This is a genomic window from Bacteroidales bacterium, from assembly GCA_031276035.1.
GTDB lineage: Bacteria > Bacteroidota > Bacteroidia > Bacteroidales > BM520 > RGIG7150.
On record JAISNV010000026.1, the window covers coordinates 1 to 15090 of the forward strand.

Here is a 15090-nt window from a genome sequence, read left to right on the forward strand (position 1 = left end):
ACGACAACACAATAAATTTATTGAAAATGAGAAATATGCCAAACAAATGATACGAAAACGCAGCTCAACGGTAGAACCTGTTCTGGGAACACTACTCAATTTTACCGGCATGAGAAAAATCTATGCCCGTGGCATCGGGCAAGCCGAAAAGCACGTGCTTATGGCATCGCTGTGCTATAACCTGAAGAAAATGATGAAATTCCGTGTAAAAAAGTCGCAGGTTCAGGTAAACTACGCTCCAATTATAGATAAAATGCAGGAAACCTCCGATTTATTTAGTTTAGGTCTTATCAGGCTTATTTCCCTTCGATTTAAGCCTATATAGTTTTGGGAAAAACAATCCGGTTACAAAAATAGGATCGCTTAAAATGCCTTATTTTAAACCGAAATTTTACCTGTTCTAATAATTATTGATGAATTTTGGAAGTTGTGCAACAGTTACGCTTGTTGTGTGCTGTGGTTCTTTGTCAATCTAAATTTCGAAAATTTTACTTACAAATTTATATGCTTGTTTTTCACCAGTATTAGGATTAACCCAGTCATCAATTTCTTTAGGAATTGAAGTTATAATATATGCATTGTCAAAAGTAATATCTTCCTCTTTTATTCTGTTATAAAAATCTTGGTCTGTCATAGAAACTCCAATAATTGTGTGTTGAGCACCAGTCAATTTAAAATCAATTTTTGCCTTGTTCCAATTATTTTGATAAATTCTCACATTTGACACTCTCATTATCGATTCTGAAGGCTCACTTACAGCAGCAAATTCTTGTTCATTTAAAAATGGTCTATAATTACCCCAAAAACCTTTGTAAGCGTATTTTTGATATGCCCAATCAAGAATCTCCTTCTCGGTTCCGTTTCCATTATTCAAGCGTCCTTTACTCTTGTTCTTGCAAGAACTATTATCAATAATCCAATTCTCTTGTTGCTTACCTTGTGGCTTTGGTCTACCATCAAACTCAATAATATCAAGAGGTTTTGCAAAGTCAATTTCATGTCCTTGAACCGCACCTGCATGACCATCATCTTTTACTATTCTAATCCATTTACTTGGGTCATCTAAATCAAGTCCACCAGGACATAAGCCGCCAGCTTTACAACTGACTGCCATTAGTAGTACTCTCTTTCTCATTTCAAATTTCCTCCAAATTTAATATCCTTACTAAATTTGTTAAGCAACATATTACTGACTAATCTCCTATGGCATTTTTCTGTTGTATGTTCTGAACAGAGTAAAACAACATTATGATAATTTTTAAACTGCTCTACAAAATTCCCAATTTTTGATTTTTTTTCTAAGTATTGATTAAACTCTTTTTCAAACAATTTATAATCTTTACTCATAGCAGAACCTTTGGTTCTTACTTCTTTTAATAATTCATTTTGTGGTGCTAAGTCAACTCTATGAACATATTTGCAACCGTCAACTAATTTATCCAAAAAGAAAGGCAAATCCTTTTCAAAGGCAAAGCGTGACAGTTGTCCGTTAGGATTTAATCGAATGTCAACAAGACAATCAATTTTATTTTTTTTCAAAATCCCAAAAAACTCTTCTGCTGTTTTCTGAGTAAAACCAATGTTAAATAAATTAATCATATTCTTCGAATTTTTGATTGTTAGTATTTTTTGCTTTTTTCCATCCGTGCATTAAATTCCAGTAACGGTCACAGAAGTCATTTATCTTTTCTTGTTGAGTTTTTCCAAAATAATTATCAATTTTCGCTGGTTCAAAAATTGAAGAATTTAAAACATCTATTTTTTTTATTTCAGATTTATTTAATACTATTTCTGATAACTGTTTATTTATATTTTCATTGGAGACAGTTTCAATATTACCATTTTGATTTTTAATGATATGTTCTATATCTAACCATTCTCCAAACTTTTGTTCGATCTTTTTGCTTACTAAAAAATACCTATGACAGTCAATTGGTCTTTTCTCGCTACATATAAGGGCAAGCTTGTAATTATTATCATACGCTGTTTCTATTCTTTTTATTCCATCGGAAAAATATTCATTTCTTCTAAATTTTTGAAAATCAACTATCTCTTCATCAGCATAAAGTTCTGTATCTTCTGGTCGGTTGCTTTTTGAAATAGGAAATATGCTTTCAAAAAATATATCAGTAGCTTTAGAAAAAACATCTTGCGTTGGACTTGCTTTTGCTCCCAGTTCTGGCATATGACCATATGAAATGGAGAAATGTTTACTTGCAGCTTTTAAATTGTCGGCATTACATTGTGGATACTGCTTGGAATATGGCATAGAGCGAACATCAATCAAATGAGTAACATTAAATTCTTTTAATGTTTTGAACATTTTTTCAATGTCAATAACAGCTCCATTTTGAAATAAGGTGTAGCCCAAAGTGTATAATTTTCGTTTTTCCATTTTATAACTCTCTTAAGTTCGTGTTTTGGGTAATATTGTGTACAATTTCATTTGTAAATATAATTTCAATTATATCGTTTTTGTCGTTATTCTTAAAAACATCTGAATATTTAGCCAACAGTTCACTAACTTTTTGGTTGTACTCTGAATGTTGAAAATTAATGAATATTTTACTTGCTTTAGCAATATTATGTATGTATATCAAAATAAACTCTTCAAGTCCTATTTCAAAATATCTGCAACTTATTGCCCAGTTGTGAATGAGAAATGTGTCATATGTAAGTTTATAAGTGATTGCTGAGCAGATTCCCAAATTTTCACCATTTTCTCTACATATTTCAAAATATACTGATTTTGCATCACAATCAAACTCATCATCATTCTTAGAGAATTTAAATTGGTTTGATTTAGAGTACAATTTTATGGATTCAGTATGTTTGTCATCACTGATTATTTTGACATTTAGTGTAGGTAAAGAGTTTTGAGACCGTTCCGTTTTAATTATTTTGTATTGTTTTCTTCTACTCTGCGAATTTAACGACAACTCAATTCTTTCAAATATACAACCAGCAATTAATTGATTTATTAATTCATTATGATTTGTCCATTCAGGTACAAATACTTCTGGTAATTTAAGTTTCACTTCATCTCTAACTATTTGATTATCGTCAATAAATACGATTGAATTTGGTAAAATGGAGAGTTGTCCCGCTATTTTTCTAATATTTTCACTTTTAATGTTATTATTAGCAATAATGTAATCAATCTGATTTTTTAATGGAAAAGTGTTGTCATCTAATTTTTCTATTGTTGATTCAACCATTTTAGAATCATTTCTTGAACAAATTGCAATAAAAATGCCTAATTCATTGGCCAAAGATTTAACAAATTTCATAAATGCGATAAAAGGAGACCCTTGTTCCGATTGCAAATTTTCTTTTATCTTATCTATTCCAATTTCGGAAAGGGTTCCCAACCATAATGTGTCATCTAAATCAAGTACTATCGCTTTATATAATACTTTTAATTTGCTTATTATCTGTTCAATAATCCTCATAATAATTATTCCAACAACCGATATGTCTGTTCTACTTGAAAGTTCAACAATAGAAGGTAGATTTTGAATTTGATATTTGAAGTTGTATGACGTATTCTTTGTTATGTTTTTGCAAGTAATGTCGATTTCATTAATACTTTCTTGGTTGCCATCATTTTCTATCGTAAAATTGTTCTGTCTAAGTTCTTCAATCAAGCTAACTAAAACCGTATCGTCTTTTATAATAAACTTATTAAGTCCTTTTATAGCAACAACAAATTCATCTGTATTGTAATCGCGAAATTTTTTGACAAAGTCATTTATATAAACTCGTAGAAATGCGTTGTCAATTTTCATCATTTCGTTTCTTGTTTTTTCTGATTTAGTCATTCCTTAATGTCGTTTTTTAGCAAGTTTTTTCTGTTTTATCGCATTCGTTTTTTGTTGCACCGTTGTCATTTTACCATTGCACATAACTCATAAATACACGCACCTCTATTTCGTCTAGCATTCCATAAAAATTCCTTCTTTCTCTCATAATCACATATTTAGTTGTTAAATCGGTTTTTTATGTGTACTTCGTCTGTTAAAAAAACAACTTCGCAAAGGTAAGAAAATTCTATAAAAATATATAATGTTTTTTAATCTTTTTCACTAATTCAATTATCATCATGTTTTTAATATCAATTTATTAATTCTGTAAGTTTTGTCAATTTGTCTGTAAATTTTCATACTTTCGCGAAATGAAAAATCAACTTTTTAAACTTATTTTCATAGTCTTGCTTTTTGTAAGTATTAAAGGTTTGGCGCAAAACGGAAATGAATTTTCGATTGCTTCGGGATTTTTGCAGTTGAAGGAAGAGTTTAATCAAGGAATGGTGTTTGATGGTGTGCAGTTTGATTTTCAATATAAAAAATCGTGGTCATTTTCTAAGTTTGAAATTTCTTATCAGCCGGAAGTAGCGATAGGAGTTTCTTTTGATAGAAAAATGACAGCAGTGAATTTTGATCTTAGTCCGGTTAATGTTACGTTTGTTGCTACGGTTTTTGAGAGAAATGCGCACGAACTTAAAGTCGGCGGCAATTTCGCAACAAATTACAATTATCAGGCCTATCCGGATTTACATAGCGGGCATCTTTTCTGGTTTACCGAAATCGGATTATCGCCGCAAATCGAGTATTCATATAAGTGGAAAAATCAACTTGTTAATGTTCTGTTTACTAATTCTTTGCTGGGATTTGTTTCTCGTCCGGAAAAAAATGATCCGTATTTCTATTCGCTGAAATTTGTCGATTTTATTAAGTTTGCACATCAAGATTTGAAATTCGGAAGTTTCGACAAATATAATCATACTCAAATTTCAATAACTTATATTCCAAATATTTCCGGGAAACATTCTTTTGCATTAGGTGCGGATTATGAGGATGTTTATTTCGGTGTGCGTTTTCAAAAATTAATTTATTATTTGCGATGGAAGTTTTCGTTTTAAAAATAAAATATTTATTATTGATAATTGTCTGTTTCTGTTTTACTTCGTGTTTGAAGGAAGAAAAACTGAAAACGGAATTTGTTACTTTTGTTCCCGAAACGCTCAATGACGGTTGGATTATTTCTTCGCCTTATGATGAACAAATGGATGAAAAAAAACTGGAAGATATTTATCGTTATTTCCATGAAAACAACGACTTGTGGCAAGTGCGGAGTCTTTTGGTTTTCAAAAATGATAAGTTAATTTCGGAAAGTTATACAAAATCCGAAAGTGATAAAACGGAACCGGCCGCAATCTGGTCGTGTACGAAACAGGTTTTGGGATTGCTTACGGGAATTGCAATTGATTCCGGATTTATTGTTTCAACAGACGATAAAATAAGTTATTACCTGCCGCAGATTGTTGATAATTTCCCAGATAAAGCTGATATTTCTATTGATAATTTATTGACGATGCAATCCGGAATTGCTTTTGAAAATGATGGCTTTAACGGTCAGTCAGCCCAACTTTTGCGACAAATTCCCGATAATAGTCTGAATTTTGTACTTTCTTTGCAGATGCAGAATCCTCAAGGTACGGTTTTCAATTATAACGACGGCGATCCCCATATAATTTCGGCAATTATCCAAAAGCAAACCGGCGCAACTGTTAAGGATTGGGCAAATACGGTTCTTTTCTCGCAATTGAATATAAAAAACTGGGATTGGATTGTTTATAAAGATAACATTACAATGGGCGCCTTTGGTATTTTAATGACACCGCGCGAGCTTGCGAAAATCGGACAGTGCATTTTGAATAAAGGAATGTGGAATGGAAAACGGATTGTCTCGGAAGAATGGATTGAAAGAATGACGAGTGTTGAAGTTGAACATACAAATGTCGGAAAATCTTTCGGTTATTACTGGTGGATAGATATTGAAAGGGATATTGTTTTTATGTATGGTCATGGCGGACAGTTTGTATTTATTGATTCCGGAAAAAATCTGATGGTGGTAATTACCTCCGAACCTAATACGCAAGGTAAATATATGTTTTCATTGGAGAAAAGTCTTGAGGTATTCGACATGATAAAAGAAACGATTTACGAATAATTTCCGAAAATAAATCTGTTAACAGTAAATACTATTTTAATAGGAAATTTTAATTTAAAAAGGTATTCTATTGTTTATCAAAAACGCATAAGTTTCTATTAACTTATGCGTTATCGATACTTATATTTGCTAATCCGATTCATGAATTACACAATCGGACATAATTTTACTATCTTATTTCAATAAGCTTTTTCAATTTTTTCAAATCATTATTCCGTAATTTTACGGATATCATACTCGGACCGGCATAATAACGAAATATTATTTGATTTGAATTTCTGATTTTGGAAACCATATCATCGGTTAATTTATAGCTGAACCGCGTTATTTTTCTGTTATCTTCCGAAAAGCCCGTAACAACGGAAATAGTTGTGGAGTCTGCCGTCATAACATCGGATTTGTTTTCCGAAATTCTTCTGGAAAATTCATATTCTTTATTTTCAATATTGATGTTGAATATTTCTCCATCTGCGATTAAGAATACCTTATCGTCAAGTTTAAAGCCGCGGCTTGCTAAATTCAGAGCGTCATAAACGCGATAAGTTTCTTTATTTCCTTTTATTTCTTTCACAAAAGTCTGATCCAGATACAAAAGGGGTGTTTTACGGTTTCTGTCTTTAGTTGTATGCCTGAATGAAACTCTTTTTGTGGAATATACTACATCACTTTCTTGAATAATCCGGCTCGACATTATGCAACTTTGAAAAATAAAAGGAATGGTAATCACCATTAATGTGATGATTGTTTTAATGTTGATTTTGTTTTTCATAATAAGTATATTTTAAAATTTAACAGTAAATCTAAAGTTTTTCAGCAATTTCAATTCAATGAAAAATTAATTTTACGAAAATAAATAAAATTCTCATATAATCCAAAAGTAAAAATTATTTTCTATTTATACGAAAGTATGAAAAGAAACGTTATAAATCTTTTCACTCAAAATGATTCTTCCAATTTTATATTCTCATAATTAATAAATTATAATCTCTCCGCATTTATAAATTGAAATTATTAATTATTTTTATGATTAAATAACTTTATGTAGATATCTTCGTTATACGAATATTAAATCATCATTGTCAATCGACAATTAAATCGGTTGAATTATATATATGGCTATGAATTAAACTCATAATCAACAAATTAATTTATTTTTTTATATGAAAGTTTTATACCAAGATGAACATTTAAAATGTTTTAATTACAGCACCGAAGAAGATGCGCTGATAAATTTGAAATCTTATAATAGGGGTGAAATTATTGAGATTAAACCTCCGAATAATCTTATAGCAATACTAATGTCCGGAGAAATGAGTTTTTCATACGGCGAAATATTAAATAATAAATTTAATCCGGGCGATATATTATTACATCCTCATCATTCAAAATGTGTTATTAATGTATTGCAGAATTCAACCGTTATGTTTTTTGTTTTGAGAACCGATCTTACTTTTTGCGATCATTTTTCTTTTGAAAAACTTTACAATAATAAAATTGAAAGAAATGACCCCAGCCCATATATTCTTAAAAGTAATAAGTTGATTAAGGACTTTTTTGTAATGTTACAGAAATATATGACTGTTGGGATCAGATGTTCATATTTTTTGGAAATAAAAATTAAAGAATTCTTTTTTCTTTTAAGGACCTTTTATACAAAGGAAGATCTTAATAATTTTTTCTATCCGATTTTAAATAGTGATTTTGATTTCGCTGTTCAAGTTTTTAGGCAATATAAAAAGGTTGCAAACGTAAAGGAATTAGCAGAGACATGGAATTATAGCTTATCGGGATTCGAGAAGCGTTTTAAAAAAGTTTTTGGTGAAACTGCCTACCAATGGAAACAACATCAAAGGGCAAAAGATGTTTATCATGAAATTAATTGTACAAATAAAACTTTTGCCGAAATAGCCTTTGAATTTGATTTCTCATCACCGGCACATTTTCATAACTTCTGTAAGAAATATTTTCATAACACTCCGGGAAATGTTAGAAAAAGAGATAGAGAATTAAGATAAAACTGTATTTTATTTCTGTGTTAAACAATGATCGCTTAACCATTCCCAATTTGTAATTATTTCATATATTTGCCTTTTTAAAAATTTAACTTTTAATTGAGTTTATGAGTAATAAAAACATTAATTTCCTTTCAATAGAAGTGGATTACAATAATTCTGTAACAACATCCGATAATCCGGAAAATTTTGTTAGAAGTGTATTTAGAAAAACCGAAGGAAAAAATCTTCATACGATGGTGAAGATTGTTGACCCTTCGCCCGAATATGGTTTCAGTGAAGGTTCGTACGAATTGCGGTTGTTTTTAATAAATGATAAGGATTTCGAATTTCTACTCACTTTAAACTTAACATGGTCTGTTTATAGAGCCGCATATTTTAATGTAACACAGATTTTCAATGATTTATCTCTCCCCGAAGGCGAATACGCTTTGGGTATTTATAATCCTGATGCTCCGGTTAAGGGAACAAATAACTCTTTAGCCCATGTAAATTTCAGCATTGTAGATTTGCCTGAAACATATTTACAATGTCTTGATTTCGAATTATTCGGGCTTTATAAAAAAACAAAACAAAAGGAACTGGATATTAGTAATCAAAATTCTCAAAGCTGTTTTGATATTTCCGATTTGGATAATATATGTATGATTTTTGGCGGAAGCAGTAGATTGGATAGAGATTGGAAATATGAACTTTTTGCTCGAGTATATGATTCGACCGGAAGAATAATTCAAAAGATGTCTAATAAATCCGAATTGTGCTTAACAGATGAAGATGAGAATAATAATTTTATAAATATTATTGAAAATATAGGGGAAGATTCGAATTTCGTTTGGGAAAAGGGAAATTATAAGATTGAAATAGATTTTCTGAATGAAAAGATGGTAGTTGCTTCGTTTGATGTTAGTGACAGAGATATTGAAAGTATCTACAATAAAGATATGATTTTTACGGATAAACGTTCTGCCGGAAGTATTGTTTTACCTAATAATGAAACAAATGATACTTTTGAACAGATCAATTCCTTAATAGGCTTGAATGAAGTAAAGGAAACCTTGCAAAAATACAGCGACAGAGTTAAGTATAATATAAATCGTAAAGCTCTTGGTTTGCCTACAAAAAGTTTCCCGCTTCATGCGGTATTTATCGGTAATCCGGGTACGGGAAAAACTACGGTAGCCCATATGATAGGGTCGGCATTCAGAGATTTGGGCTTGTTGAGTAAAGGTCATGTGGTTTTTGAAGAAAGAAGTACCCTGATAGGTCAGTTTTACGGTTCTGAAAATGAACGTACGCTCAAAGCTTTGGAAAAAGCAAAAGGCGGAGTATTGGTTATTGATGAAGCATACAATCTATATACTCGTCATGATCCGAAAGACCCGGGTCCGCGCGTGCTCGAAACTTTAATGACGGCTTTAGCTGATGAAAACGACCGTGACTGGATGCTTATTTTAGCGGGATATCCGCAACCTATGTCCGAGTTACTAAATTCAAATCAAGGGCTTAGATCCAGAATTCCTAATGTTTATCATTTTCATGATTTTAATGTCGATGAATTGATGCAAATTGCTGATAAATATTGTAAAAATAATAAATATACTTTTACCGATGAGGCGAAGGAAGCTTTACAATTACACGTAAAGCGCCAATATAGCATTCGTGATGAAAGTTTTGAAAACGGCAGATTTATTATTAATCTCTTGGAGAAGGAAATTGTTCCTGCCCTTGCAGAACGAGTTCTCAAGATTCCAGATGCGGATGCGGTTATTTATTCTACAATTGAAAGGTGCGATATTCCTGTTCTGGAAATTGAAGGTTATGAAAATTCAATTCAAAAACTTAATGAAATGACAGGTTTGAATGATTTGAAAAAACAAATAGAAGACCATTTGAACTTTGTAAAGTTTGTTAAGGCTCGCTCTTCGATGGGAATTCATACGACGATTCCGCCGCTACACATGGTTTTCACCGGAAATCCGGGAACAGGAAAAACTACAGTTGCCAATTTGATAGGAAAAATTTACGCTTCTATGGGAGTTTTATCTAATGGCGATGTAATAAAGGCTGAACGTACGACTTTAGTAGGAAAATATATCGGTGATACCGAATCAAATATGAAAGCTGTGTTACAAAGCGCAAGAGGTAATGTTCTTTTTATTGACGAAGCATACAATCTTTTTGTGGGCGATGAAAAAGGGTCGAATAATGATTACGGTAATCGTGTTATCGAGTCGTTACTAACCGTTTTATCTCAGGATGAAATAGATATGATTGTAATTCTCGCCGGATATCCTAAAGAAATGGATACAATGCTCAGCAGTAATCCCGGTTTGAAATCAAGATTTCCGTACACCTTCAATTTCGAAGATTATACTGCGGAAGAATTACTGCAGATAGGTTATTCCTACATTAGGAAAAGCGGCTATGATCTTTCCGAAGGCGCAAAAGAAGCATTAAGAGCCAGTGTAAACAAAGCTTATTCAAATCGTGACGAACATTTCGGAAATGCACGTTTTATCGTACGCTTGGTTTCAACACAGATAATTCCGAATATGAGTCGCCGACTTATGCAAATGGGCGAGGAAGCATTTAAAAATAAGGAAACGCTTTCTACGATTTTAGCGGAAGATGTGCCGATAACTTCCCATGAAATTGCTTCTTTTACAGATATGAATATTTTTGATAATGAAATGATTAATAATGCATTGAAAAGATTGGATTCTTTGGTTGGAATGAATCAAATAAAAGAATGTATTCATGATTTTGTTAAAGTTGCCCGCTATCAAAGTGAACAAGGTAAAGATATTTTGTATCATATAAAATATAATTGGACTTTCTCCGGAAATACCGGTACCGGTAAAAGCACTGTAGCCGAGATTATTGCTGAAATCTTCAAAGGCATGCACTTATTGAAAAAAGGTCATGTTGTCGAATTAAAAGCTGAACAAATTTACAACGTTCCCGATTTTCTTGTCGAAGATATTTTAAAGAGTGCGATTAAGCGCGCCGAAAACGGATTGCTCTTCATTGATGGTGACGCACCGATGTTTAAAAACAGGGATAATTTCTTCGATAGCGACAGGCTGCGTCATAAATTATCTTTGCTTACTGCGGAATCCGAAGATAAGATGGCTTTGGTTATTGCAGAAAATGAAATTGGTAAAACTTTGGTAAGCAGTTTAATTAACAGCGGTATTCAGGCTTTTGATTATACTCTATTGTTCGAAGATTATAATAAAGACGAATTAATGGATATTTTAAAGATTTTGCTCAACAATGAAGGTTATTCTTTTGATGAGGAATCCGAGAAACATATGCAATCTTATATTTCCTGTTTATGCGATGAGAAGAGTTTGGATTATGCAAATGCTCGGACAATGACAATGCTTTCACAAGCTATTATCAGGATTACACAGTTGAGGGAAAGTGAAGGAAATGTTGATATTAAGGGTGTTGTTATTGCTGAAGATGTGGAGAGCTTTACCTGGAAAGGCCTGAATTATTCGGTTGGCGGCAGAAGGAAAATAGGTTTCCATTAAAATTTCAGATAATAACGGTCCTAACATAATATACTGCGAGTAGTGGTAACGGAACCGGCTATGGTTGTGTCTTGCATTCAGGGTAACAAAAAAACCGCATTACAAGATAACACGGTTTTTAAGTAATAAGATAAAAACTATTTAGTTTTAATACTTTTTTCTGTCATTATATCTATTACTTCTTTCTTCTCTTTCGTTAGCTTCATTAACGACTATAGTACGGCCTTGAATTTCAGTGCCATTAAGTTCATTGATTGCTCTTTTAGCTAATTCGTCATCAGGCATGTCAACAAAACCGAAACCTTTGCTTCTTCCTGTTTGTCTGTCTGTAATAACTTTTGCTGAGTTCACTTCTCCATACTCTTCGAAGAGTTGTTTTAAATCGCTGTCCTTAACTTTATAAGGCAAGCTTCCAATAAAAATGTTCATTTTGTAAAAATAAATTAATAAATTACGGCAAAGGTATAATTTTTTTCTTATAAGGAATGCTATTTTATTGATTTTTTTATTTTTATTTGAAAAATCGTACTGTAATATTATCGTTCATTCCTGTTAATGGCGGTTTATATGTAATTCTTTCTTGCGCAATTCCGTTTCTGACAAGATAAGCTAAGATTTTTGATGTATATGAAAATTTACCGATGATTTCTATATTCAGATAAGAATTTTCTTCCAGAACCTTAAAGATCCGAAATAATTCTCCCTGAGATTTTTCACTGTTAAATCTGTCGGTACCTTTAAGAAATGAAATATTCTCTAAAAGTATAAATCTATCCTGACTTGTTTTGGGAATATATATATCTTCATTAATAACTTTATAAACCGATGTTCCCGGAATTTGAATTTCTTGAGAACAAAACATATAAACGCTGTCTTTAAGAATCAATCCGTAATTTGTTCCCGAAGGAAGTGATATGGAATACATTCCGTTTGAAGGATGAGTTTCGAAAGATGCAACAATGTTAAGTGTTTTGTTATCCATTACATCAATTCTAAGAGATAATGGCGACAGGTTTTCGGCATCTTTTACATATCCCTTTACTAAGCACATTACATAAGAGCTTATTTTTACTTCATCTTCAAATCCGAATACCTGATTATCGTCTTGTAAAGATGTATGCCGCGGAACAGTTTCAAATTCCTTTATTAAAACAATATTTTCAACATCAACAATATCAACGGAATAAATACCCGCATTGTAATTCTCATCAGATCTCGTGAAGTAGGCATTGCTGCTTGAAGCTGACCTGATAAAATGCATCTCATCATCGGTACTATTTAAAGGATAGCCCATGTTAATTAATGGCGACCAATTATTTGCCTCCGGAAATGATTTAAAAATATCGAAACCTCCCATTGATTTTTCTCCGTTTGAAGCAATGTACATGTTATTATTGTAATTGGAGAATGAAATGGAGATTTCATCATATTTCGAATTGATATTCTCTCCGAGATTTTGTTTGTTGACACAGCGTAGGTCTCCGTTTCGCAAGATAATAAGATCCGCACGATAAATATCAAACCCGCCGTAACCACCTTCGCAATTACTGGCAAAATAAATAAAAAGCATATCCTTTGAAAACGAAGCATAAACCTCCATGCTACTTGTATTTATATCACTTCCCAGATAATTCATTTCCGACCATTCATTATTTTCATCACGCATTGAGTAATAAATATCTCCGTTACGAGAAACCAGAATATATTTGCCGTCGGGAGAAATATCTGTAATCAAATCATTATACAAAGAAAAAAAAGGTTTTCCTATAAGTTTCGCTTCCGAAAATGTTTCGTCGGATTGTTTTGTGCTAATATAAATATTACTTATAGCCGATTTGTTTTTCTTTATCTTTTGATTTTCAACAGGTCTGTTAGAATTAAAGGCTAAAGTATCGTAATAAGAAACCGGAGAGAAGTCAAAATAGTCACTATTAACCGTTTCATCCAGTCTATTAATAATATAACGTGTGGGATACCTCATCAAGCTGTCGCCGACCTTACATTGAGAAATAAACTTATGAATGAGCTCAGGTTGTTCATGATTCTCAATTTTATTATTATTGATCAGATCAAGCCAATTATTGAACATAATCACTGCAGAATCAAATTTATAGTTATATTGCAATGATTGAGCATAAAGCAACATATTATCCTGAATCATGTTTAAATCGGCTTTTGCGCTTTTAAATAAGTAATTAGCGGATCCGAAGTATTTTAACCCATTTTTCTTATCTTTCTTCTGAATACATTTTCCTATTTTATAATTAAGTTCGGCATTGTTCGGGTTGATTTCATATGCTTGCCTGAAATAATTTAAAGCCTCTTGATAATCAGGAGATTTTGCATTATAATATTTATTTCCTTTCTTAATAAGATTTAATGCTTCTTTACGTATTTTTTTGTCGGGAAAGTTTTGACTGTCGAATTCAATATTCTGCGCGAAAATATTTGATATGCAGCCAATTAAAAATATTATTAAGAAAAGCTTCTTCATCTATTTACAAAGATTTAAAGGTATAATATTTTCATCAATTCCCAATAACAAGGCTTTTTGCCAATCATCGCAGGCTCCTTCAATATTTAAAAGAAACTCCTTAACGTTTCCTCTATTGAAATATGCCGTTTTATCGGTATCGTCCCGATTAATAATATTATTAAACTCTTTTAATGCTTTATCAAAATAACCGAGTTTATAATATGCAACGCCTATATTATTCATTAATATTAAGTTATTATTTTCTATTCCTAAAGCTGTAGAGAAATATGAGATTGCTTCATTGAAATTATCCATACTCAAATATAACAATCCCAGATTATTATAAGCCGAAATATAATTAGGATCTAATTGCAAAGCTTCCTTCAAATACTTAATAGCATCTTTTGAATTATTATTCTTAAAATAACAATAACCGAGATTATTAATTATTTCAACATCATCATTAAGAAATTCCAAAGCCAACAGATAATTTTCAATTGCCTTATCATATTCTTGCAATTTATCGTATGTTAATGCTCTGTTATAAAAATAAATACCTTTCTGATTATCAAGGGAAATTGCCGAATTAAAATAGTTCAATGCCGTAGAATAATCATTTCTTTCGTATAATATTAAGCCTTTATAAAAAGATGCCTGCGGTAAATTATTTCCTACCGAGATTGCTTTATCATAATTATAAAATGCCGAATCTATTTCATTCATCAAATGAAATGCACGAGCTTTAAGATAATAAGCCTTGTTATTATTCTTAATAGATTGGAGGTATGAGTTCATTACAACTATACTATTCGCATAATCCGTTTTAGTATAATAAGTTACAGCTAAATTGTAATAAGCTTTATTCAAATCGGGTTTCAATCTAATTGCTTCATTGAAATAATAGATTGCCGAGTCATACTCGTAAATCTTGAATAAACTTACCCCCTTATTATAATTTTCAAATGCAAAAATTGCATTTTGTGATGTCAATAGGTTTGATTGAATTGCCAAAAAAATAATTATCAGCAATTTCAATACACGCTTCGGCATA

Annotated in this window: 13 protein-coding genes; 5 read left to right on the plus strand and 8 right to left on the minus strand. The window is 31.6% G+C overall.

Annotation, left to right across the window (positions count from 1 at the left end):
* On the plus strand, positions 1 to 325 hold a 325-nt coding region (locus LBP67_06445; protein ID MDR2084615.1), incomplete at its 5' end, for a transposase.
* Positions 326 to 472: 147 nt separating this feature from the next.
* Here the strand turns inward: LBP67_06445 and LBP67_06450 are convergent.
* From LBP67_06450 to LBP67_06465, 4 genes are read right to left on the minus strand one after another with little or no spacing between them, the layout of a single operon-like run.
* Positions 473 to 1135 carry a hypothetical protein gene (locus LBP67_06450; GenBank protein MDR2084616.1) on the minus strand — a complete coding sequence of 221 codons (663 nt, stop codon included), beginning with the start codon at positions 1133 to 1135 and terminating at the stop codon, positions 473 to 475.
* Positions 1132 to 1599 carry a DUF488 domain-containing protein gene (locus LBP67_06455; protein ID MDR2084617.1) on the minus strand — a complete coding sequence of 156 codons (468 nt, stop codon included), beginning with the start codon at positions 1597 to 1599 and terminating at the stop codon, positions 1132 to 1134. Before LBP67_06455 ends, LBP67_06450 begins: the two co-directional genes overlap by 4 nt.
* On the minus strand, positions 1592 to 2395 hold the full coding sequence (locus tag LBP67_06460) for a DUF488 domain-containing protein (protein ID MDR2084618.1): 804 nt from the start codon (positions 2393 to 2395) through the stop codon (positions 1592 to 1594). The genes LBP67_06455 and LBP67_06460 overlap by 8 nt, the downstream gene beginning before the upstream one ends.
* Position 2396: 1 nt before the next feature.
* The gene (locus tag LBP67_06465) at positions 2397 to 3821 is read right to left on the minus strand and encodes an HAD-IIIC family phosphatase (protein ID MDR2084619.1); all 1425 of its coding nucleotides are present in this window, start codon (positions 3819 to 3821) and stop codon (positions 2397 to 2399) included.
* A gap of 353 nt (positions 3822 to 4174) precedes the next feature.
* Between LBP67_06465 and LBP67_06470 the strand changes: the two genes are divergently transcribed.
* The gene (locus tag LBP67_06470; GenBank protein MDR2084620.1) at positions 4175 to 4921 is read left to right on the plus strand and encodes a hypothetical protein; all 747 of its coding nucleotides are present in this window, start codon (positions 4175 to 4177) and stop codon (positions 4919 to 4921) included.
* Positions 4903 to 6012: a beta-lactamase family protein gene (locus tag LBP67_06475; GenBank protein ID MDR2084621.1), complete on the plus strand. Its 1110-nt coding sequence runs from the start codon at positions 4903 to 4905 to the stop codon at positions 6010 to 6012. Before LBP67_06470 ends, LBP67_06475 begins: the two co-directional genes overlap by 19 nt.
* A 169-nt stretch (positions 6013 to 6181) precedes the next feature.
* Here the strand turns inward: LBP67_06475 and LBP67_06480 are convergent, their stop codons facing one another.
* Positions 6182 to 6781: a hypothetical protein gene (locus tag LBP67_06480; GenBank protein ID MDR2084622.1), complete on the minus strand. Its 600-nt coding sequence runs from the start codon at positions 6779 to 6781 to the stop codon at positions 6182 to 6184.
* 391 nt (positions 6782 to 7172) lie between these two features.
* Between LBP67_06480 and LBP67_06485 the strand changes: the two genes are divergently transcribed.
* Positions 7173 to 8027 carry a helix-turn-helix domain-containing protein gene (locus LBP67_06485; protein MDR2084623.1) on the plus strand — a complete coding sequence of 285 codons (855 nt, stop codon included), beginning with the start codon at positions 7173 to 7175 and terminating at the stop codon, positions 8025 to 8027.
* 104 nt (positions 8028 to 8131) lie between these two features.
* Complete coding sequence (locus LBP67_06490; GenBank protein MDR2084624.1) at positions 8132 to 11563, plus strand: AAA family ATPase; 3432 nt, start codon at positions 8132 to 8134, stop codon at positions 11561 to 11563.
* 147 nt (positions 11564 to 11710) lie between these two features.
* On the opposite strand, the gene LBP67_06495 is transcribed toward LBP67_06490, so the two are convergent.
* The 3 genes from LBP67_06495 to LBP67_06505 form a co-directional block, all read right to left on the minus strand.
* The gene (locus LBP67_06495; protein MDR2084625.1) at positions 11711 to 11992 is read right to left on the minus strand and encodes an RNA-binding protein; all 282 of its coding nucleotides are present in this window, start codon (positions 11990 to 11992) and stop codon (positions 11711 to 11713) included.
* A gap of 82 nt (positions 11993 to 12074) precedes the next feature.
* Complete coding sequence (locus tag LBP67_06500) at positions 12075 to 14057, minus strand: tetratricopeptide repeat protein (protein ID MDR2084626.1); 1983 nt, start codon at positions 14055 to 14057, stop codon at positions 12075 to 12077.
* Positions 14058 to 15089: a tetratricopeptide repeat protein gene (locus LBP67_06505; GenBank protein ID MDR2084627.1), complete on the minus strand. Its 1032-nt coding sequence runs from the start codon at positions 15087 to 15089 to the stop codon at positions 14058 to 14060.
* Position 15090: the final 1 nt, after the last annotated feature.